Below are 20,908 nucleotides of genomic sequence, written 5' to 3'. Positions count from 1 at the left end.
TCCACAAATAAAAAACGGCAGGGAGGAATTCCTTACAAATAGATCCACTTGTTTCCCTGAATTTATATACAACCCTTTTGCTATTATTTACTACCAATTTAACATCCGTAAAAGAAATTTATGAAAGGATTGGATCTATATTTTATACCATGGGTTTTTTCAAATCTTGCAGGTCTGCTGATCTTATTCGCAACCTGGAAAAGCCCAAAGATCGGCAGGTTTATATTTGCTCTTTTATTTGGCTGGGCGGCCTGGAAGAATTTAACGGTCGTTTCTCAGACACCTGACCTCTACATCGAATTTGCTTTCCTTGCCATTCCGATCTATCACGATCTCATTCTAGGCTGGTTTGCTGACCACATAACCCCAATAGTCACATTGATAGCCATAGGGCAGGCATTAATAGCATTGGGCATGTTCATGTATGGTTATTGGGTAAAAATTGCATCTGCAGGTGCTATGATCTTTTTGATCGCAATATCTCCCCTGGGTGTGGGGTCTGCTTTTCCTTTCCCGTTAGTTGCTGCATATGCTGCTTTCCTGATCCTAAAAGAACGAGGTGATTTCTCATCTTTAGTTCCATTTAATAAGAAACCGGAAATAACTTCTAAAGGTCAAAAAAACCTGCATCGTATATGAATTTGCATGGATTCCAGAATACACTATCACAACAGATTTGGGCTCGAAAATACCGAATGGAGTCAGGTTCTTTTGGTACAGAAAAATCTATTGAAGATACCTGGAAGCGTATTGCTAAGGCATTGGCAAATGCCGAAGATAAAGAGCAATTAAAATGGGAAACAAACTTCTACCAGGCACTTAAAGCCTTTAAGTTCATACCGGGCGGGCGCATTATTGCAGGAGCAGGAACCAAGCATAAAGTGACTCTTTTCAACTGTTTTGTGATGGGGAAAATGCAGGATTCCATTCCTTCCATCTTCGAAAACCTAAAAGAAAGTGCCCTTACCATGCAGAAAGGTGGTGGCATCGGGTGCGATTTTTCCACCTTAAGGCCCAAAGGATGCATCGCCAAGACAAGCAATACCGTTTCTTCAGGTCCCGTTTCTTTTATGAAGATCTGGGACTCTATGTGTGCCACTATGCTTTCCACCGGATCTCGTCGCGGAGCGATGATGGCCACCCTGCGCTGCGATCACCCCGATATCTTTGAGTTCATAAAAGCAAAACATAAACCGGGTGAGCTCACAAATTTCAACCTTTCCATATTAGTAACAGATGAGTTCATGCAGGCTGTTCGGCAAGACAAGGAGTGGCCACTTATTTTTCCTACGGGTGATATCAAAGCAGAAACAACAAATTCAATTGTAAAAAAAGGATGGCAAAATACGGATTCCCCTCTATCCTACTCGGTCATGCGGGTGGTCAAAGCCCGGGAAGTCTGGGAGGCACTGATGAAAGCAAACTATCATTATGCAGAGCCGGGAGTACTTTTTGTAGATCACATCAATTATATGAACAACCTGTACTATTGTGAACATATTACAGCCACCAATCCTTGTGGAGAAGTCCCTCTGCCACCATATGGAGCTTGTGATCTCGGTTCCATCAATCTAACACAGTTTATCGACCGACCTTTTTCGGATCAGGCCAATTTAAAAGAGGAAGCCCTGAAAAAGATCACTGCCACAGCCGTACGCATGCTAGATAATGTGATCTCGATCTCCCGGTTCCCACTCAAAGTACAACAGCTCCAAGCATTAAAAACGCGGCGAATTGGTCTTGGTATCACCGGTCTGGCTGATGCTCTCATAATGATGAAACTTCATTATGGCAGTGAGGAAGCCCGATTGATGACCGGAAACATCATAAAGCTGATCGCACACACGGCTTATCAGACATCCATTGGACTGGCCAAAGAAAAAGGAGCATTTCCACTTTTTGATAAGCAACGATACCTGCAGTCACCGTTCATTAAAAAACTACCCAAACATTTAAAAGAAGGCATTGAGATGAAGGGAATCCGAAATAGTCATCTTTTATCCATCGCACCTACGGGGAGCATCAGTTTGCTGGCAGGAAATGTATCAAGTGGAATAGAGCCGGTTTTTGATTTTACCTACCACCGTAAAGTGTTGGATGCAGAGGGAAATACCGGATCGCACACCATAACTGATTTTGCCTATCAGAAATGGCTCATGGGGAAAAAGCAGCATGAGCCCCTTCCCGAGTATTTTGTAACGGCGCGACAGCTATCACCCAAAGATCATCTTAAGATGCAGGCTGTAGTTCAGCATTATGTTGATAATTCCATCTCTAAGACCATCAATATTCCTGAAGATCACCCTTTTCATGATTTCAAGAATGTGTATGAATTGGCCTATGAACTAAAGCTGAAGGGCTGTACCACCTTCCGCCCAAACCGAGTAACCGGCTCCATTCTTGAACCTGAAAATGGAGAAACGAATATCCATTGCTGTACTCCTGATCGAGAGGCGGATTAAGGTCTATATCCTCAGTACGGTCACTCCCGGTGAGAAACCGCCTCAAACCCCGCCATGATATCCAAAAGTTCTTCAGTGATGGAGGCCTGTCGTTCGTGTAAAAACTCATTTCGTAACTGATCCAACCGTTGTTCGATCTTCTTCTCAGCCCGCTGCATAGAACTTAGGCGACTCCCATTTTCAGCTGCCAGTGATTCGGCCAGGGCTCTGAATAACGAGACGAACAAATATTGCCGCAATAATGACATGAACAGCAGATCTATATCCATAGTGAACTGAGGTAAATTATTGGTAGGCCATGGGCGGTTGGTAAGGTGATCAAGCCAGGCTTTATTCAGTGGTAATAAATGCTGAACCCTGGGCGTAAATCCCTTTCGAGCCATTGGTTTGTTATGTATCAGAATGATGGAACCGATCTTTTGTTCCACCTGCCATTGCTCAATACCATTCAGTACAGCCAGTACTTCCGAACTGATACCTTCAACGCTCCCCGGTATCTCAAGCCTCTTGTCGACCGTAAACCCATCATTTTGCAAATGATCTGCCAGTCGCTCGCCCAACACCAGGAAATGAAGGTCTTCGATCTTAAAATCCCCAATTTTTTCATGGATATAGGCTGTTAGCGTTTCATCAAAAGGACCACATAGCGATTGTCCGGACCCAATGGCTATCACTCCTTTACTTGAATTATCTTCATTTTTCTCTATAGACAAAATGTTAGATCGAGCTGACCTCAATACGATCTGCATTCCCATTTCCAGGGTATCAAAATATTCAGCCAGAGACTTAACCGCTTCCTCAAATTGTCGAATGCTGACTGCTGACAGGATCTTCATGGTTCGGGTGATAGACTGAAGTTCCTCGGCACTATGTACTTTACGTTGAAGGTATTCCAGCTTTTGCATAGTTAACCCTCCTCCGGTGATAGCATGATCAATGGGCGAACAATATCCAACAGAAATTCCCGGTCATTTTCTTCAAGATGATCCTGCCAATTCATTCTATGATCTATTTCCTCCGACATAGAAGTTACTTTTGCACGAATTCTCTGTTTTAGAGCTGCAATATCTTTTGGAGGAATATCATCCAACAGATCAGATGTAGCTGCCAAGAGTATTACAATCTGTTCTTCCACAGAAACGGGACTCAACTGAGGTTGTTTCAGGATCTCCCTGATCAATCGTCCGCGACGAATCAGTTTTTGGGTTTCCTCATCCAGCCGGGAACTGAATCGTGAGAAAGCCTCGAGTTCTTCAAACTGGGCATAAGCTAATCGTAACTTTTTAGTAACTGATCGATAGGCCGGAAGTTGTGCATTGGAACCAACCCTGGAAACAGATCTCCCCGTATCTACAGCTGGTAAAACATCTTTTTGAAATAACACCGGTGACAAATATAACTGACCATCCGTAATAGAGATCAAATTGGTTGGAATGAATGCAGAGATATTCTGAGCCTGGGTCTCTACGATAGGTAAAGCGGTCATGGATCCGCCGCCATAAAGCGGTTTCAAATGAGTAGAGCGCTCCAATAACCGCGAATGTATGTAAAAAATATCTCCGGGATAGGCCTCCCGACCGGGCGGCCTTCTCATTAACAAAGCCAATTCCCGGTACGCCCGTGCATGCCAGGTGAGGTCATCATATACGATCAGTACGTCTTTACCCTGCTCCATGAAATATTCCCCAATGCTGGTTGCTGCGTACGGCGCTATGTACTGTAAGCCTACCGGGCTGTCACTGCTTGCCGAAACGATGATCGAATACCTCATTGCTCCTTTTATCCGCAAGTCCTCTATCACCCGGGCGATGGCTGCATTTTGTTTTCCAATGGCACAGTAAATGCAGATCATTTCCTTGTCATGCTGATTGATAATGGAATCTACAGCTATGGTCGTTTTACCGGTTTGGCGATCCCCAAGAATGAGTTCTCGCTGACCGCGGCCGATGGGAAAAAGTGCGTCGATCACTTTAATTCCGGTTTGCAGCGGACGTTCAACCGGCGCCCGGTGAATAATGGGTGGAGCCGGTCGTTCTACCGGGTACTTCTGTTTTGCTATAAGTGGTCTTTTCCCATCCAAAGGTCGTCCCAGGGGATCTACTACACGGCCAATCAATTCTTCACCTACCGGTATTTCCAGGATGTTACCGGATCGGTATACTTCAAGTCCGGCTTCAATATCCTTTTCCTCCCCTAAAAGAATGATACCAGTCTCATCAGCATCCAGGTTATAGACCAGGCCGGGACATCCATTTTCGAACCATACCAACTCTTCGGTTCCGGCATTGGGCAAGCCGGTGACACGGGCAAAACCTTCACCCACGGATATCACTTTTCCATATTCCCTTAGCTGCAACCTTTTATCCTGATTAAACACTTCTTCAAACCCTGAAAATGTACTTGATGCCACCGATATCAGAGATCGATCATTCATAGGATAGGTTCCTCAGTGGAATTCAGGGTTTCTTCACCGGCTGCGCGCCTTAAGATGGAAGCCATATCAGTTCTCATTTCTTCCAGATAGGATCTCAGATTCCAGCCCATTTTCCATCCGGAGGTCCTTATCTCGATACCCAACCCCAACTCCGGTCGTTCTGAAAAACCACATTCAACATCAGTGGTAAAGATCTCACGCAAAATTGCTATCATTTTTTGCTTGTCCTTTTCTTTCAAGGGGAAAGCGGTCGTGATCTCAAGTGTATGATCTGTGCTTTGAGTAAATATTTCGATCTGCTCAGGTGAAATGGTTTCTACCTTTTGAATGAAGTTGGTCAATACATGATGTTCCAGCTCTTGATCTGCTAATTCATGAATGATCTTTCGCACTACATCCAAAACCTTCTCGAATGAACGCTCTTCTAAATCCGTCAAAAATTGTTCTTTTTCCTCATCAATGGTCTTACGCCAGCGATCCTGCAGTTTTTCGATCTCATATCGTGCTTCTGTCAGTAAATTCTTTCGGTATTCTTCGGCTTCCTGCCTGGCTTCGGCCAACATTGACTTTTCATTTTCCTCAAAGTGGTCGAGTTTTTGTTGGTGATCTGACAATTTTTCCTGTGCGTCTATCAGGGTAAGGCGAGCCTCTTCCAGACGGTTGGTGATCTCTTTTTCCCGATTTTCCATTACCTGCTGAACCGGTTTATACAGAAACCGCTGCAACAACCAAAGCAGGATGAGAAAATTGATGATCTGTGCTACAAAAGTGAACCAGTCAAGTTCCACGCTACCCTCCCATCACATAATTCCAGAATGGATTGGCAAAAATGAGTATCAGTGCTACCACAAAACAATAGATAGCCGTTGATTCCACCATCGCCAGACCTACGAAAAGCGTTCGGGTAATAGCCGGTGTTTCATCAGGTTGCTGAGCAATGGCCATGAGTGCCTGAGCCAGAGCCTTCCCCTCTCCCAATGCCGGGGCGATCGAACCTATAGCGATCGTGAACCCTGCCGTAATGATCGATACCATGCCAATAATGCCTTCCATTTCCATAATTACTCCATGTTTGTGGTTAATGATCCTGTTTCTGTTTCAGATTTTTTTGCAGGATGTGTACGAGTGGCCGAAGCAATATAGACGAGGGCCAATATTGAGAACACATACGCCTGTATAACCCCGATCACCAACCCAAAAGCCTGCATGACCACCGGAAAGAACAAAGGACTCAAACTCAGCAACACCGCTACGATCAGGCTCCCACTCATTATGTTCCCAAACAAGCGAATGGCCAATGCCAGGGTTCTTGATAGTTCTCCGATTATATTGAACGGAAGCATCACCGGTGTGGGTTTGACGTACTGTGAAAAGTAATCTTTAAAACCCCGTGCACTCACACCAAAAACCGGTATCGCAACAAAAACGCTGAATGCCAGAGCAGCTGTTGTTGTGAGTGAAGCTGTTGGTGAATGCACTCCCGGTATCACCCCGATCACATTCGAGAATGTAATGAACAAAAAAAGGGTGCTGATGAATGGGAAATACCGGTCCGCTTTCTGCTGTGTGGCTTCCTCAATTTGAGTAACAATAAATACCACGAGTGATTCATAAAATGCCTGACGCCGGTTCATATCAATGCCTGAAGTTAAATTTCGGGAGATAAGCCAGCCCATTCCAACCAACAGCCCCATGATGAGCCAGGAATACAAAAGCGTGGCATTAATTTTCAAAAACCCCCATTCCCAATAGATGATATCATCAATATTAAATTCCATAGTCCTCTCCCGCCGACAAGTGTTTGACCGGTTTGAATCGCTGAATGAATACGGACCTTGTTATCAGAAACCCAATAAAGGCAACAGCTAAATACGTCCAACTAACCATCACTAACCAATAAAACGTTATCAATAATATCCCGATCCGAATAACAAAACTGCTGATCATCCATAAAACCGGATACAATGCGGTGTTGATCTTCTGAACACTAAGCCACAAACCTCCGAAATACAGAAAACCCAATCCAACACCGATCAAAAGTGGTAATATTAATCTGATCCATTCCATGTTATCCTCTTGATTCTTTTGTGATCCAATACCAGGCATTCATGCAGCCGATCCCAATTCCAAGAACCAGAAGCATCAGGGTCCAGGAGTATTTGCTTTTATAGCTATGATCTATCCAGATACCGAGTGCCAGCGCCAAGAGCGTTGGAATACTGACTGCCCAGCCTACCAAACCAAACATGCCCAATCCATACCAAAGTCCCTTATGCTTCTCTTTTCGGGCACGAAGCTTGCGAGATGATTTATCACCTATCTTCTCTGCCAATTGTTCTCCTTGTTTATCTTCTTCCAACTTTGCTCATAAATTTGAATTATTGGTGTTTTTCGAATTCCATAAACCGTAGCAGTAGATCAGCTTCCATACTTTTTAAAGCAATTTTTGATGCTTGATTCATCGCTTCCGTTTTTTTGAATTCCTTCAGGATACGCTGTTTCAATTCTTCCAGGGTATCCCCTTTTATAGCATTCAGTACAGAAACCAACACTTGCCTTCCACACTTTACCAAAACTCCTTCATCCACTGCGACATAGTGTTCCTGATCTCCCGATGTGTAAAGCAATATTCCGGTCTTCAAGACTGACACAAAATCCACATGCCGGGGTTCCAGGCAGAACGAACCATTTTGTCCTTCAGCAATCACTTTATCAGCCTGTACATCCACGATCATCTTTTCGGGCTCCATAACTTTAAGCTGCATCATGTTGTTTGACCTCGTCTATATTTCCGATCATGAATAATCGTTGTTCGGGTATGTTGTCAAATTCACCATCTAATATTCGTTCGCTTCCTGAGATGATCTCCTCAATTCCTACCATTTTGCCTTTCACACCGGTAAATTGTTCAGTAACGGCAAAAGGCTGTGTAAAGAATCGTTCTAAACGCCTGGCACGATTTACCAGCTGCCGGTCTTCAGAAGAAAGTTCTTCCATTCCCAGCATAGAAATGATATCCTTAAGTTCTTCATAGTGAGCCAGAGCCTCTTTTACAGCCTGAGCCACGCGATAATGCCGGTCGCCCACTATATGTGGAGCCAACATTTTAGAACCTGATTTCAGCAGATCTATCGCGGGATATAATCCCTGACTAGCCCGTTCTCTTGAAAGGACAATGAAAGATGAGAGGTGTGAAAACGTATGCGTCACAGCCGGATCAGTAAAATCATCGGCCGGAACATACACAGCTTGAATAGAGGTGATACTACCGTTTTTGGTGTTGCAGATTCGTTCCTGGAGTTGTGCCAGTTCGCTACCCAATGTGGGCTGATAACCCAGGCGGGAGGTTACTTTCCCCATCAATCCGGATACTTCTGAGCCGGCCTGCACAAATCGAAAAATATTGTCGATCAGTAAAAGAACATCCCTGCGATGCACATCTCTAAAATATTCTGCGATGGTCAATGCCGTCTGCCCTACACGAAATCGGGCACCGGGCGGTTCATTCATTTGGCCAAATACCATGATGGTGTTTTCCAATACGCCAGCGGCACTTATTTCCCGGTATAATTCCTCGGCTTCCCGGCAACGCTCCCCGATACCACAAAATAAACTGATACCCTCGTGGCGGGCTACCATATTTCGGATCATTTCCATGATAAGAACCGTTTTCCCGACACCTGCTCCTCCAAAAAGTCCGGCTTTTCCCCCTCTTTCAAGAGGTGAAAGCAGATCCATAGCTTTTATTCCGGTGGTTAAAATATCCTGTCCGATTTGTTGAGCTGATAACGGAACGGCCGGTTGAAATACCGATCGATATTCTGCAGCTTCGACCTCACCTTTCTCGTCGACCGGTTCACCGAATAAATTCAACATACGTCCCTTGAGATGTGGCGAAACCGGAATTTTGAGGGCATCACCGGTATCATAAAATACCGTTCCCTTTTGGAGTCCGGCAGTAGGGTTAAGTCCCAGTGCTCTCACGGTTTCTTCATCCACATGAGCAGTTACTTCTGCAAATATGGATCGTTTAGAGTCAGATACCAGCAGCGATTGCAATTCCGGAAGGTGCTGTTCAAAACGAATATCAATGACACTTCCTCGAACCGAACGTACCCGCCCGATGGCTCTCTCTTCACCGGCCGTTGCGATCTCTACCAAGTCGCTTTTCGGTATGTGGTTATTTTCATGCATGAAACCATGATCAAGCGGGTACTTCTTTTTTCTCGGCATTTATAATTTTTTCGATGGTGGATATGACACTATCTGGATTCAGTGATATAGAATCGATCTCACACTCTACCAGGAAAGTCGCGAAATCCGGATCATCACTTGGAGCCTGACCGCAAAACCCGACCTTTCTCTTCGATTCATGAGCCCTTTTGATGACATCACGTATGGCTTTCTTAACGGCTGGGTCATTTTCATCAAACAAATAAGCAAGCTCAGCAGAATCCCTATCAACACCCAAAATAAGCTGCGTAAGGTCATTGGAGCCGATCGAAAACCCATCAAAATATTCAGCGAATTCTTCCACTAATATATAGTTGGATGGAATTTCACACATCATATATACCTCAAGCCCATTTTCACCACGCTTCAACCCATTTAAAGACATTTCCTGTTGCACTCTTTCGGCCTCATTCAGTGTTCGGCAAAATGGGATCATTATGATCACATTTTTAAAACCGATTTCTTCACGAACTTTCTTTAGGGCCTTACACTCCAACTTAAAGCCATCACGATAACCTTCACTGTAGTAACGGGAAGCTCCTCTCCAACCGATCATTGGGTTCTCCTCGTGTGGTTCAAAACTACTACCTCCTATGAGGCGAGCATATTCATTGGTCTTGAAATCACTGGTGCGTACAATGACCGGATGAGGATATTGAGATGCAGCTATTTTTGCGATACCTGCCGATAACTTGTCCACAAAATAGGTCTCGTGATCCTTATAGCCTTTTGTAAGCTTTCTCACTTTCTCAAATTCTTGTTCACTCTCGATCTTATCAGGATGTACCAGTGCCATGGGGTGAATTTGAATATGATGGCTGATAATGAATTCCATCCGGGCAAGTCCAATACCCCGGGTCGGTAGTTTCCACCATTTAAAGGCCGACTCTGGAGTAGCCAGATTAAGCATAATATCCACTTTAGTAGGCGGTAATTTTTCCAGGTCTACTTCCTGAATTTTAAAGTCAACGAATCCCTCGTATACCTTACCCCGGTCACCTTCACCACAGGAAAGGGTGACCATATCTCCATTATTTAATATTTTGGTAGCATTCATGGTACCTACCACCGCAGAAATTCCCAATTCCCTACTAACAATAGCAGCATGGCAGGTCCTTCCACCAAAATCGGTTATAATACCTGCGGCATTCTTTAGCGAAGGTACCCAGTCCGGTTCTGTCATCCTTGTAACAAGAATGTGGTTGGATTGAATGTGCTTCAGGTCTTTGGGGCTTTTTACCAATTTCACTACCCCATGTACTACACTGCTTCCGATACTAATTCCCTGAGCTAATACCTCATTGTTATTTTCTTCAATGGTATATGTGGTTAAAACCCTTCCTGACTGCTGTGACTGTACTGTCTCAGGTCGGGCCTGAACAATGTATAGGTCTCCTGTGTCATCTTCTTTTACCCACTCAATATCCATAGGAGTTTGGTAATGTTCTTCGATGGCAACCGCCCATCTTGACAACTTCAGAATTTCTTTATCACTAAGTACAAATTGCTGACGTTCTGCTTTCTTGGTTGGAATGTTATGAGTATTGGTATTACCATCTTCTGAATAGACCATCTTAAGCTCTTTACTGCCTAAGGTCTTTTCAATAATAGGCGACCTGCTTTTATCCTTTAAAAATGGTTTGAATACATAAAACTGATCCGGGTTTACTGTGCCCTGAACAATATTCTCTCCCAACCCCCATGAACCATTTATCAAAATTGCATCCGGAAAACCTGTTTCCGTATCAACAGTAAACATTACACCGGAACAACTTTTATCGGCACGCACCATTTTTTGGATCCCTATTGAGAGGGCAACTTTCATATGCTCAAAATTCTTTTCTTCCCTATAGGATATAGCCCTGTTTGTAAACAAAGAGGCATAGCACTTTTTACAAGCCTCAATAAGTTCGGCAGTGCCCCTGATATTCAAATAAGTTTCCTGAAGTCCGGCAAAACTAGCATGTGGAAGATCTTCAGCCGTGGCACTACTGCGTACCGCAACATCTATATTTTTGGTACCATATTGGCTTTCGAGCTGTTTGTAATTTTCAGTGATCTGCTCGCCAATTGAGGCCGGGAATATGCCATTCAAAATATGCTGCCTGATACTGCTTCCGGTTTCCTCAAGAGATATATGACCTGCTTTAAATTCGTTTAAAATGGCATTTATTGGTTCTTCAAGATCATTTTCTTCTATATAAAGCCGATATGCTTCAGACGTAGTGGCAAATCCATCCGGAATATTGATGCCTTTTTTACCCAGGTTATGGATCATTTCCCCAAGAGAGGCATTCTTACCACCCACAAGCGGTATATGTTCTATTCCAATATCACTGAACTTCACTACAAGCTTTTCATATATCTCTTCCATGACTGCTCCTTTCCATTAACCTGTTACAGATCCGGTACCACCATTCAACGGATTACTGATGGTAAATGAATGAACTACTTCATCCGAAGTATTGATAGCCCTATTTGATCTGTCAGGTATCTTCATTATTTATTCAGCCTTCTTTTATCCCATTATCGTGGTCTGATCAAACTGCGATGACCTTTTTATGATTAAAAGGACAACCTTGTGGTGACAATCCTATTGGCAGGATCAGTGATGTAGCAGACATAGCTATCCTGAAGTAAGATCCGTCACGGTCAAGGTTGTCCAAAATAGTTGGTGTTTTAAAACCTCCTGGGTTCAGATCAATCAATTGTAACCAGTTTAGGTTGACTTACTTCCACTTTAGGGGCGGTAACAGTAAGTACTCCATCCTTGAACGAGGCTTTTATCTTATCTTCCTTGATCTTGGTTGGCAAAGTGAGGGAGCGAATAAATTCACCGAAATAGCGTTCCCGATGTAAATAATCTTTTTCCTCTTCTTTGGTTTCTTCCTTTCTGCTTCCTTTGATGATCAAACGGTTATCTTCGTAGTTGATCTTGATGTCTTTCTTTTGGAACCCGGGCAGATCAACCGCAACGATATATTCCTTCTCGGTTTCCATCATATCAGTATCCGGTGTCATTAGGTCCAAACCCATTAAACTTTCATTATTGCTTCTCAGGGTAAATGGGGACAGGTCATCAAAAAAACGATCCATTTGATGTTTTAATGATTCTATCGGAGATTGTCGGGTGTATTTCGCAATTCTGTTCATAATTCCTCAATTTAATTTGTAAGTATTTCTCAATTCTTCGGCTTAATGATACCTTACATAAAAGAAATACATTATTTGGGCTATATTATGACAGAACTTCCTTAGAAGGGATGTAGGTAAATGATGGGGAACTTTTTAGTGAAATCCCTTACAAAGAATAATCTCAGGTTTTTAGAAGGGTAAATATTTATTTCGCTTTCTTTTCATTTTCCACAAATTTTACGGCATGCATCATAAGTTCGGTGGCATTATCCAGGTTCAGCTTTGTTTTAATGCGTGCTCTGTATGATTCTACCGTTTTAACTGAAAGGTGAAGACGTTCAGCTATCTCCCTTGTATTGTTTCCCTGGCCGGTCATTTCGAATACTTCAAGTTCCCGGTCACTCAAAAGATCGATGGGTGACTGCGATAGATTTTTTTGCCCCGAAGCCATTCCCAATAGGAGTTTTTCACTGACCTCATCACTTACATAAATTCCACCATTCAATATTTTCCTGATCGCCTTCAGCATTTCATCACCGGCTTCCTGTTTCATGACATATCCTTTTGCACCGGCTCTCAAAGCTCGCTCGGCGTATAAGGTCTCTTCATGCCTGGAAACCACCAGGATCTTCAGGTTTTGGTTCATACCGATCAGGTTCTTAATAAGTTCAAGACCACTCATTCCAGGAAGGGAAATATCAACAACGGCCAGATCCGGATTAAGATCCATTGAAGTTTGAAGGGCTTCTTCTGCCCGGCTGAACTTTCCGACCACCTCAAAACCGTGCTCGGCATCCAATGTCATCACCAATCCCTTGAGCATCATTGGATGGTCATCCACTACAATTACTCGTTTTTTAAAGTTAAAACTCATCTTTTTGCTCCCTTTAATTGACTTTTTTATTCACTTGGAATCGGAATGATACACCTTACCCTGGTCCGGCCATCCGATGTATTATCAATGCTGAAATTACCTCCCAGAATTTCAGCACGGTATCTCATTGTATTTAGTCCCATCCCTTTTTGCATTTCTATCTCGATATCATTCATCAATCCATCCCCGTCATTCTCTACCAACAATACAATGTAATTCTCATCTTTCTTAATCTGAACCTTGATTTCCTTAGGCTTTCCGTGTTTTATCGCATTTTGTATGGCCTCCTGAACAATTCGAAATAGATGCAGGGTTGTAATATTGTCTTTTATCTCTAAACCCGGGCTGCAAACAAACCGGCAGCGCGTATCTGACAATAACTGAAACCGTTCGCACATTCTTTTCAATGCAAACTGAAGCCCCTCATTCTCCAGTTCTACGTGAGCTAGGCCATGTGAAAGTTGTCTTACCTCCTGATCAGCCTCATGGATCATATCAGTGATCTCATCTAACTCTGTAGCTAAAGAAAGACCATTGGCTCTAGCTTTTCGAGCCAGATTTCCACTGATCATAGCGATCGCTGAAAGCATTTGCCCAACTCCATCATGCAGGTCCTGCCCGATCTTGAAGCGTTCTTTTTCTGCTATTTTCAGGATCTCAGCCTCTAGTTTACGGCTCTCACTTATATCCCTGATGAGTCCGGTATAGAAAATATCATTACCGGCGGTAATTTTGCTTAGGCTTAGTTCAACCGGAAAAATGTGGCCATCTTTATGTATAGCCTGTACCTGACGTTTTTGGCCCATCAGCATCCTTCTCTTACCTACTAGATCCGCTTCAGCAAATTCTGATGTTGGTAAGGTGATAAACGATGATATCTCTTCTCCTACCATCTCAGATTCACGATATCCAAATATTTGTTCCACCGCAGGGTTCAAATTGAGAATATTCCCATTTTTATTGGTAGTGAGTATACCTTCTGCTGCAGATTCCAGAAAAGCTTCCACCCTTGCTTTATTCCTGGCAAGGTCACGCTCCATGATCTTCAGCCTGGTGATATCCGAGGCAGTCCATAATACCAATCCTTCTGACTGTGACTTATTCGGTTTTCTGACCTTAACATCGAGCCATTTCTTTGTTTTATTCGAAAGCTGGATATTTAAATTAAACGAAACGGTCTCTCCAACATTGGCCTTCTGCTTCCACTTATTGAAAAGCCGCTCCCCTTTATCCTGCTCTTTGTAGAGAAACCATACTGGCAGATCCTGGAGGTCCTGAAAAGAGAAACCCAAAACAGTTTCTATATATTGATTGGAGTACACAATTTTACCGTCCAGATCGGAGATAAGGATCATCACTGGAAGATCATTAAGCACTATCAGAGATTTATCTTCCAAATCTGATCTACTTGATCCTATGATTTCCATGAAGCTCATTTATACACTCCAATATTTGATGATATGACATGATAAATTAACGATTTATTGTCTCACCTTTATCATAATTATTTACTTAGAAATATATGTTAATGGACTTCCCTACAACAATGTAATCTTTTCCCCCACTTATAAAAGTTGCTTTGCCCTTTTATAGTTATGATCAGGATTTCATACTTATTCAATGGCAGGATCTAAAAATACTCTCTCCTATTTTAAACCTTAAATACGAGCTAATGAAAAAAAATGACATTATTGATCTCTATGACCTCATGATGGAACAGCTCCGGGATCTATACGATGGTGTGAATCGAAAACTGATATTCCTGGAAGAAGCGGTTGATATTTCTGAATCAGACGAGTTGGATGACCTGATCATCGTTCAGATCAAGCATACCAAACACCAAAGAGAAAGACTGCAACATGTATTTGAGATACTTAAAGAAAACCCCAAAGGGGAACATTGTGTTGGAATAAAAGCTCTTATTAAAAGTTCTATTGGCCTGGCCAACAGATGTCAGATCCCGGAAGTCAGGGATGCAAGCCTTATAACTTCCATACAGCATATTAATCATTATGAGGTGGCCGGGTATGGAACATCAATTGCGTATGCTAAGGTACTGGAGCAACACGACATAGCAGAATCCTTACTTAGCAATTTGCAGGAAACCAAAGACGCAGATATCTGGCTAAGTGAACTTGCTGAAAAAGACATTAATCGAAGTGCTACCTGGAATGCCTTAGTGGCAGCTGCCAATAAAACTGAAATTCGCTGAGTTACAGTTTGAAAAGGTATTCAATTAAAAAAATTATTAATTTGTGACCCAACGACGGCATTAAGTTAACCCTCAATTATATTGTACACAATATAGATCAACTTAATATTGTATATACGTATAGAGTCTTGTAAGCAAATCCTTTACAAGAACAGTTTTTTAAATGACTACAACAACCTTTTAATTTAAAACTGAAATTAAAGGAAGAAGCTAAAGCTTTTAAAAAAAGACAATAAAACCACCCAATGTATTCAGAGTTAATGAGGAAAGTATATTTGTAGTGAAAACAGACGATGCAGCTTATAAGGTTAATGGCGATAAAAAATTAAATGGCATAGATACCAACGTGGATACAGTATGTACAAGATGTGGTGCATTATACACCAATAATGAGTGGACCTGGAATACGCTTCCGGATAAATATGAACACGGTGTTTGTCCCTCCTGCAAGAGAATTGAACATAATGAACCTGCTGGCCGCGTTGTCCTGAAAGGCACCTATTTTTCCGGCCACAAGGATGAAATTATTCAATTAATCGAAAATATTTCGAGATCTGAACTTTCAGCCCACCCCCTTGAAAGACTTATGGATATGAGGAACGGAACAAAGGATACTGAATTCACAACTACCGGGATTCATTTAGCGAGAAGGATCGGAAATGCCTTACAGCTGGCATATGAAGGGAAGTTGATAACTACACTAACTGACGATGATCATCTTATCGTTGAATGGGAAAAAGACCTCTGATCACCATCAAAAGTAGATGAAACCCTTACATCTATTTGATCACTTGTATTACAAACTTTACTGAAGATAGCGGTTATAATCAATGTAACCGACAACGATGGAGATCGAAATGAGTCTGAAAATTAAGAACATACTCTATCCTACCGACTTTTCAGAAAACGCCAGGCATGCTTTGTCCTTCGCTATGAGTCTCGCCAAGGAGAACAAAGCAAAATTACACATTATGCATTCTATAGAGGAGCCCTATGATTTTGCTCCTATGGTAGAAAACATCAAACAAAATGTGACCCGTAAAGTTGAAAAACTTTTCGAGGAAATGATAGAGGATATACATGGGCAAAATGAATATGAAAACCTGAAAGTTAAAAGCCACTTATTTGAAGGCAGGTCAGTCTATTCCGTTTTGAATGCAACTTCAGAGTATGATATAGATCTAATTGTAATGGGTACACAGGGCAGAAGTGCCTTAGAACGTCTTTTCTTTGGCAGTACTACTTCAGAAATTGTTCAGCAATCTGAGGTTCCGGTTCTTGTTGTTCCTCCATACGGTGAGTATACGGGTTTTAAGAACATCCTGTTTACATCAGATTACGGTCCCCATGACATGAATGCCCTAAAATTTGTATGCGACCTGGCCTCACATCATGATTCTCTATTGAAGATCATTCACGTTACCAAATCAATGGATAGAAAAGAAGATCTACTGTTTCGCGGACTTAAGGATTATGTTGCTGAGAATATTAAATACACTAAGATCGAATATGAACTGATCGAATCAGAGGACCTTTTAAAGACCGTTAACGAGGAAGTGAATGAACATAATTTTTCTTTGATCGTTACGGTTCGGTATCAAAATTTATTTTCAATAATTGGCAAAAAACATTCAAAAGAAATGAGCCAGGGTACCATGGTTCCACTATTGGTTATGCCCGGGAAACCAGAATCTTCTAATGCTACTGTCATCATTTAAATCCGGAACTGAAATGAAACCTGAATCCAAGCGACCTAACACCCTGCATAATATCAAATTCGAGATACTCCCTGAGCAATTAACGGCTCCTGATATTTTTGAAGAGATCAGATGGGAAAATGATGGTGGACAGACACCGGACTTGATCAATATGGTAGATGATAGTGACCTACCATTTCATCCCGGAGCCACCTTTAAAGTGCACAAAGGAGAACTGATACGAGAAGGAGAGAGATATTTTTATTTGGCTGAGATAGAATTATTACCACCTGATCGATAATCAATGGTTATCAATCTTTAACTTTTTTAAGTAAGGAATTATATCCTTTCTTGAGATCTTTCCAGATCACTTCAACCTCTTTTTGTATTAGTTCGAAGGTCTCTTCCCCTGAACTTTCAAACATTCTCAGCTTATATTCCATTAACCTGCGTTTGTAACGAAGAGTATCCATACTACTGATCAGTTTCTCTTTTATTGAAAGAACCTTCTCATCGATCTCATACTCTAAATCGTTTAATTCATTATCCCATTTATTAAGGTCTGACCTGAATTTTTTTAAAAATCTCTTTCTTTTTCGAGTTAAACCTGTAGCTCTAGATTTGGAAATTGGCATGACTAATTGATTTTAAATGTTAATGCATTTCTAATTTTATACTTTTTTCCCAATAATCTTTAATGTCTTTAGGCAGAGTATCACAAATATCATCAAGTTCACCATCACTTATGTATGAATGCAGGATCATAACCACTGAACCAAAAGCATCCTGAGGCTTTAATTTAGGTGTACCCCTTAAAACCCTTTTTAAACGTGTCTCAATCTCGCTAACGTGAAATTTATCCGGTTTATCTGATACTGAATAACCTTCAAAATACATTCCCCGAATAAGAACCGGTAATTGGGCTGAAAGGTGAAAAACCTCTTGTATAGTTATTCGGTCCCGGATAATATGCATAACTTCCCTCAGCACCTTCCAGGCAATGTCTTTTCTTTCCCAAACTCCCAGCTGATTTGCTACGGACTCTATCCATTTAAACGCCTCGTTAATATTGGGATCAAAAAAAGTATGGTCATCAAAATGCCTGGATCTCTTGTTGTTTGACACTCTAGCTTCTACTTTTGGGGAACCATCCCTGGGAAGTTTTTCAAACCATTTGGCATATTTTTTGTCTTCCATATTGTGGCCTCATTTCCTGTTTTCTTGATGTTAAACATAGGAAACCACAATTGTAGATTGAGAGGGTGTATCCCTTATAAAATTGAAAGGAAATTGATTACAACGCTATTTGGTATTTACTCTCTTCAAGCAGACTTTAAACAATTTCACGTATCCTGGGTTTTTGCTTTTCTACATGGTTTTTGTTGATCAATTCCCCAAGTAATCCAGTCGAGAAAAACTGAACGCCTACCACCATCAATAATATGCCGAGAAACAGTAAAGGCCTGTTTCCTATTCCCTCACCCAAAACCATTTTTACATACACCATGTATAAATTTATGAATCCACCGGCAATCAATAATAAGACCCCGATGGTACCGAAAAAATGCATGGGTTTTTGAAGGTATCGCTGAACAAAAGTGATCGTCACCAGATCTAAAAATCCATTCATAAATCTGGATAGGCCAAATTTGGTCTTTCCATATTTTCTCGGGTGATGTGTAACTACTTTCTCAGCTATGCGGCCATAACCCTCTCTTTTTGCAAGCATAGGAATGTAGCGATGCAGCTCTCCATATAAATAAATATTCTCAACCACTTCTGCCCTGTAAGCTTTCAATCCGCAATTAAAATCATGTAGCTTGATACCGGCCACTTTTCGGGTTACATAGTTAAAGAATTTTGATGGAATGGTCTTTGAGACCGGATCGTGCCTTTCCTTTTTCCAGCCACTAACGAGATCATACCCATCTTTCAGCATTTGGATCATTTCCGGAATTTCATTCGGGTCATCCTGGAGGTCAGAGTCCAAGGTCACAACAAACTCTCCCCGGGCTTTTTCAAAGCCGGCTTGCAATGCTACGCTTTTTCCGTAATTATGATGAAATGAGATCCCGTGAATAAAAGCTTGCCTGGCCGAAAGCTCTTTGATCACACTCCATGAGTTATCTGAAGATCCATCATCCACAAAAATGATCTCATAGGTATACAGACCTGACAAAGCCTTTGAAATAGCTTCCTCCAGCTCTGGAAGTGACTCCTCTTCATTGTAAACAGGGATCACTAAACTTATATCAATATGTGAATCAGTATCCTTATCTTGCAAAATGTTACCTTTTATAAATGATCAAAATTAGTTTACTTTGGTAAAATAAAACGGTTTTAAAATACACTTTCTGCCTGCTATGAAAAAATTGTATTACTCAATGGGTGAGGTCAGCAAATTAACCGGGCTCGAACCTCATGTTCTAAGAAACTGGGAAAAAACCTATACTGAATTAAAGCCTAAAAAAAACAGTGCCGGTAATCGGGTCTATAAGGAAAGTGAACTGGCTTTGATCTTCAGAATAAAGGAACTGCTCCATGACAAAAAATATAGCACTGAGGGAGTACAGGATATATTAACAAATGGAGAAAAAAAGAAGACCTCTGATCTAAGTGCTGAAGCTCAAAAAGATCTGTCTGAGATCCGGGTATTTCTCAATGATCTCCTTGAGCGACTGTAGACCTGGGCACCTAAGATCTTGTGAATTCGTATATAACTGAGGGTAATTATCTCGGATTCAACGGGATAATTAATTTTTACACTATCACTCGTCTATAAGAGTATTTCTTTCCAAATAATCGGTAAAGATCCTAACAAAAATCAGGAAATTGTCTTAACTTCATGATTGCTTCATAAAGCAGGATCTGATTAAGCACAGTAAATGAATTCAGCTAACGAAAACGTATTTATTAACAGGCCTTTCACTGAGGTCATCTCTGATTACTATCAACTTACCAAACCGGGCATAACGATGTCCGTATTGGTGAGCATGCTCGTTGGTTTCATTTTGGGCAGTGGAACTGATATTGATTTTACCATTCTGATCCATGCTTTGATCGGAACATATTTGATAGCTGCAGGAACCGGTGCTCACAACCAATTCATTGAGCGGGTTTCTGATAAACTTATGAAAAGAACAGCAAATCGCCCGCTTCCTGACCAGCGAATTGATTCACAAAGTGGTAAGATCTTTTCCCTGACCCTTATCTTTACAGGATTATTCTATCTTATCCTACTCGTAAACCCTATTGCCGGTGCGGTATCATTTATTACAGCACTGATCTACCTGGGGGTTTATACTCCAATGAAGAAAGTATCACCGGTTAATATCGCTATTGGTGCCATTCCCGGAGCTTTGCCTCCTGTGGGTGGATGGGCTGCTGCAACCGGTAACATAGCAGAACCCGGCATGTGGTTACTCTTTGGGATCATGTTCTTCTGGCAGGTTCCTCATGTACTATCCATTGCATGGCTATGTAAGGATGATTACTCCAGCGCCGGTCTTAAAATGCTGCCGAAAAAGGACGATGAGGGTTACAAGACCTTATTCTGGTCTATGATCTGTGTACTTGGTTTATTCCCGGTTACCCTTGCTCTCTATCAGTTAGATATATCCGGGATGATATTCCTTGTTCTTGGGATGCTTTTTGCCCTGGGTTTTACAGCTTACACTATCAATTTTGGAATGAACCGAACCAAGAAGAACGCCAAAAAAATGATGTTTGCTTCTATTGCCTATCTGCCTTTGGTTTGGATCGCTGTATTTTTAGACCGATTCATTTCATTCTGAATCGTTGAGCAAATTTTAAGTCTTTGCCTTCAGATAGTTAGTATATCCTAAAAAAAGTGGCAGATGC

At 41.7% G+C, this 20,908-nt stretch carries 24 protein-coding genes; 8 read left to right on the top strand and 16 right to left on the bottom strand.

Features of this window, described 5'->3' with window-relative positions; translation table 11 throughout:
• Positions 1-120 precede the first annotated feature (120 nt).
• Positions 121-639 carry a hypothetical protein gene (locus AC13FX_RS07330; protein WP_482879895.1) on the top strand — a complete coding sequence of 173 codons (519 nt, stop codon included), beginning with the start codon at positions 121-123 and terminating at the stop codon, positions 637-639.
• Positions 636-2,462, top strand: a complete 1,827-nt coding sequence (locus AC13FX_RS07325; RefSeq protein WP_482879894.1) for an adenosylcobalamin-dependent ribonucleoside-diphosphate reductase — start codon at positions 636-638, stop codon at positions 2,460-2,462. The genes AC13FX_RS07330 and AC13FX_RS07325 overlap by 4 nt, the downstream gene beginning before the upstream one ends.
• 20 nt (positions 2,463-2,482) lie before the next feature.
• Here AC13FX_RS07325 and AC13FX_RS07320 read toward each other — a convergent pair whose 3' ends face one another.
• The 13 genes from AC13FX_RS07320 to AC13FX_RS07260 all read right to left on the bottom strand — a co-directional run bounded on the left by AC13FX_RS07320 (position 2,483) and on the right by AC13FX_RS07260 (position 14,535).
• Entirely contained in the window at positions 2,483-3,367 is an 885-nt protein-coding gene (locus AC13FX_RS07320; RefSeq protein WP_482879893.1) for a F0F1 ATP synthase subunit gamma, read from the bottom strand.
• Between the two features lie 2 nt (positions 3,368-3,369).
• Positions 3,370-4,896, bottom strand: a complete 1,527-nt coding sequence (locus AC13FX_RS07315; protein WP_482879892.1) for an alternate F1F0 ATPase, F1 subunit alpha — start codon at positions 4,894-4,896, stop codon at positions 3,370-3,372.
• Complete coding sequence (gene atpF / locus AC13FX_RS07310; RefSeq protein WP_482879891.1) at positions 4,893-5,684, bottom strand: F0F1 ATP synthase subunit B; 792 nt, start codon at positions 5,682-5,684, stop codon at positions 4,893-4,895. Before atpF ends, AC13FX_RS07315 begins: the two co-directional genes overlap by 4 nt.
• 1 nt (position 5,685) lies before the next feature.
• A complete protein-coding gene (locus AC13FX_RS07305; protein ID WP_482879890.1) occupies positions 5,686-5,955 on the bottom strand; it encodes a F0F1 ATP synthase subunit C in 270 nt (89 codons plus the stop codon).
• A gap of 2 nt (positions 5,956-5,957) precedes the next feature.
• Positions 5,958-6,674 carry a F0F1 ATP synthase subunit A gene (locus AC13FX_RS07300; protein ID WP_482879888.1) on the bottom strand — a complete coding sequence of 239 codons (717 nt, stop codon included), beginning with the start codon at positions 6,672-6,674 and terminating at the stop codon, positions 5,958-5,960.
• On the bottom strand, positions 6,664-6,963 hold the full coding sequence (locus AC13FX_RS07295) for an N-ATPase subunit AtpR (protein WP_482879887.1): 300 nt from the start codon (positions 6,961-6,963) through the stop codon (positions 6,664-6,666). The genes AC13FX_RS07300 and AC13FX_RS07295 overlap by 11 nt, the downstream gene beginning before the upstream one ends.
• 1 nt (position 6,964) lies before the next feature.
• Positions 6,965-7,255 (bottom strand): AtpZ/AtpI family protein, encoded by a 291-nt coding sequence (locus tag AC13FX_RS07290; protein WP_482879886.1) that lies wholly within the window; start codon positions 7,253-7,255, stop codon positions 6,965-6,967.
• 19 nt (positions 7,256-7,274) lie between these two features.
• On the bottom strand, positions 7,275-7,664 hold the full coding sequence (locus tag AC13FX_RS07285; protein WP_482879885.1) for a F0F1 ATP synthase subunit epsilon: 390 nt from the start codon (positions 7,662-7,664) through the stop codon (positions 7,275-7,277).
• The gene (gene atpD / locus AC13FX_RS07280; protein ID WP_482880154.1) at positions 7,651-9,090 is read right to left on the bottom strand and encodes a F0F1 ATP synthase subunit beta; all 1,440 of its coding nucleotides are present in this window, start codon (positions 9,088-9,090) and stop codon (positions 7,651-7,653) included. Before atpD ends, AC13FX_RS07285 begins: the two co-directional genes overlap by 14 nt.
• Positions 9,091-9,100: 10 nt before the next feature.
• Positions 9,101-11,503, bottom strand: a complete 2,403-nt coding sequence (gene ppsA / locus AC13FX_RS07275) for a phosphoenolpyruvate synthase (protein ID WP_482879884.1) — start codon at positions 11,501-11,503, stop codon at positions 9,101-9,103.
• Positions 11,504-11,829: 326 nt separating this feature from the next.
• Entirely contained in the window at positions 11,830-12,282 is a 453-nt protein-coding gene (locus tag AC13FX_RS07270) for an Hsp20/alpha crystallin family protein (protein WP_482879883.1), read from the bottom strand.
• Positions 12,283-12,469: 187 nt separating this feature from the next.
• Entirely contained in the window at positions 12,470-13,138 is a 669-nt protein-coding gene (locus AC13FX_RS07265; RefSeq protein ID WP_482879882.1) for a response regulator, read from the bottom strand.
• Between the two features lie 26 nt (positions 13,139-13,164).
• Positions 13,165-14,535 carry a PAS domain-containing sensor histidine kinase gene (locus AC13FX_RS07260; protein ID WP_482879881.1) on the bottom strand — a complete coding sequence of 457 codons (1,371 nt, stop codon included), beginning with the start codon at positions 14,533-14,535 and terminating at the stop codon, positions 13,165-13,167.
• A 275-nt stretch (positions 14,536-14,810) separates the two neighbouring features.
• On the opposite strand from AC13FX_RS07260, the gene AC13FX_RS07255 reads away from it, so the two are divergent.
• The 4 genes from AC13FX_RS07255 (at position 14,811) to AC13FX_RS07240 (ending at position 17,348) form a co-directional block, all read left to right on the top strand.
• Positions 14,811-15,350 carry a YciE/YciF ferroxidase family protein gene (locus AC13FX_RS07255; RefSeq protein ID WP_482879880.1) on the top strand — a complete coding sequence of 180 codons (540 nt, stop codon included), beginning with the start codon at positions 14,811-14,813 and terminating at the stop codon, positions 15,348-15,350.
• Positions 15,351-15,630: 280 nt separating this feature from the next.
• Complete coding sequence (locus tag AC13FX_RS07250; protein ID WP_482879878.1) at positions 15,631-16,098, top strand: BCAM0308 family protein; 468 nt, start codon at positions 15,631-15,633, stop codon at positions 16,096-16,098.
• 109 nt (positions 16,099-16,207) lie between these two features.
• A complete protein-coding gene (locus AC13FX_RS07245; RefSeq protein ID WP_482879877.1) occupies positions 16,208-17,068 on the top strand; it encodes a universal stress protein in 861 nt (286 codons plus the stop codon).
• Positions 17,049-17,348 (top strand): hypothetical protein, encoded by a 300-nt coding sequence (locus tag AC13FX_RS07240; protein WP_482879876.1) that lies wholly within the window; start codon positions 17,049-17,051, stop codon positions 17,346-17,348. The genes AC13FX_RS07245 and AC13FX_RS07240 overlap by 20 nt, the downstream gene beginning before the upstream one ends.
• 10 nt (positions 17,349-17,358) lie before the next feature.
• On the opposite strand, the gene AC13FX_RS07235 is transcribed toward AC13FX_RS07240, so the two are convergent.
• The 3 genes from AC13FX_RS07235 to AC13FX_RS07225 all read right to left on the bottom strand — a co-directional run bounded on the left by AC13FX_RS07235 (position 17,359) and on the right by AC13FX_RS07225 (position 19,331).
• Positions 17,359-17,682: a sll1863 family stress response protein gene (locus AC13FX_RS07235; protein WP_482879875.1), complete on the bottom strand. Its 324-nt coding sequence runs from the start codon at positions 17,680-17,682 to the stop codon at positions 17,359-17,361.
• Between the two features lie 19 nt (positions 17,683-17,701).
• Positions 17,702-18,244, bottom strand: coding sequence for a DUF2267 domain-containing protein (locus AC13FX_RS07230; RefSeq protein WP_482879874.1), 543 nt, complete (start codon positions 18,242-18,244; stop codon positions 17,702-17,704).
• Between the two features lie 136 nt (positions 18,245-18,380).
• Positions 18,381-19,331, bottom strand: a complete 951-nt coding sequence (locus AC13FX_RS07225) for a glycosyltransferase family 2 protein (protein WP_482879873.1) — start codon at positions 19,329-19,331, stop codon at positions 18,381-18,383.
• Between the two features lie 79 nt (positions 19,332-19,410).
• Here AC13FX_RS07225 and AC13FX_RS07220 point away from each other — a divergent pair, with 79 nt between their 5' ends.
• Positions 19,411-19,731, top strand: coding sequence for a MerR family transcriptional regulator (locus AC13FX_RS07220; RefSeq protein ID WP_482879872.1), 321 nt, complete (start codon positions 19,411-19,413; stop codon positions 19,729-19,731).
• Between the two features lie 201 nt (positions 19,732-19,932).
• On the top strand, positions 19,933-20,841 hold the full coding sequence (cyoE, locus tag AC13FX_RS07215) for a heme o synthase (RefSeq protein ID WP_482879871.1): 909 nt from the start codon (positions 19,933-19,935) through the stop codon (positions 20,839-20,841).
• Positions 20,842-20,908 lie beyond the last annotated feature (67 nt).

This window comes from Gracilimonas sp. B-17, from assembly GCF_056857935.1.
This window is presented reverse-complemented; position numbering and strand designations above follow the sequence as displayed.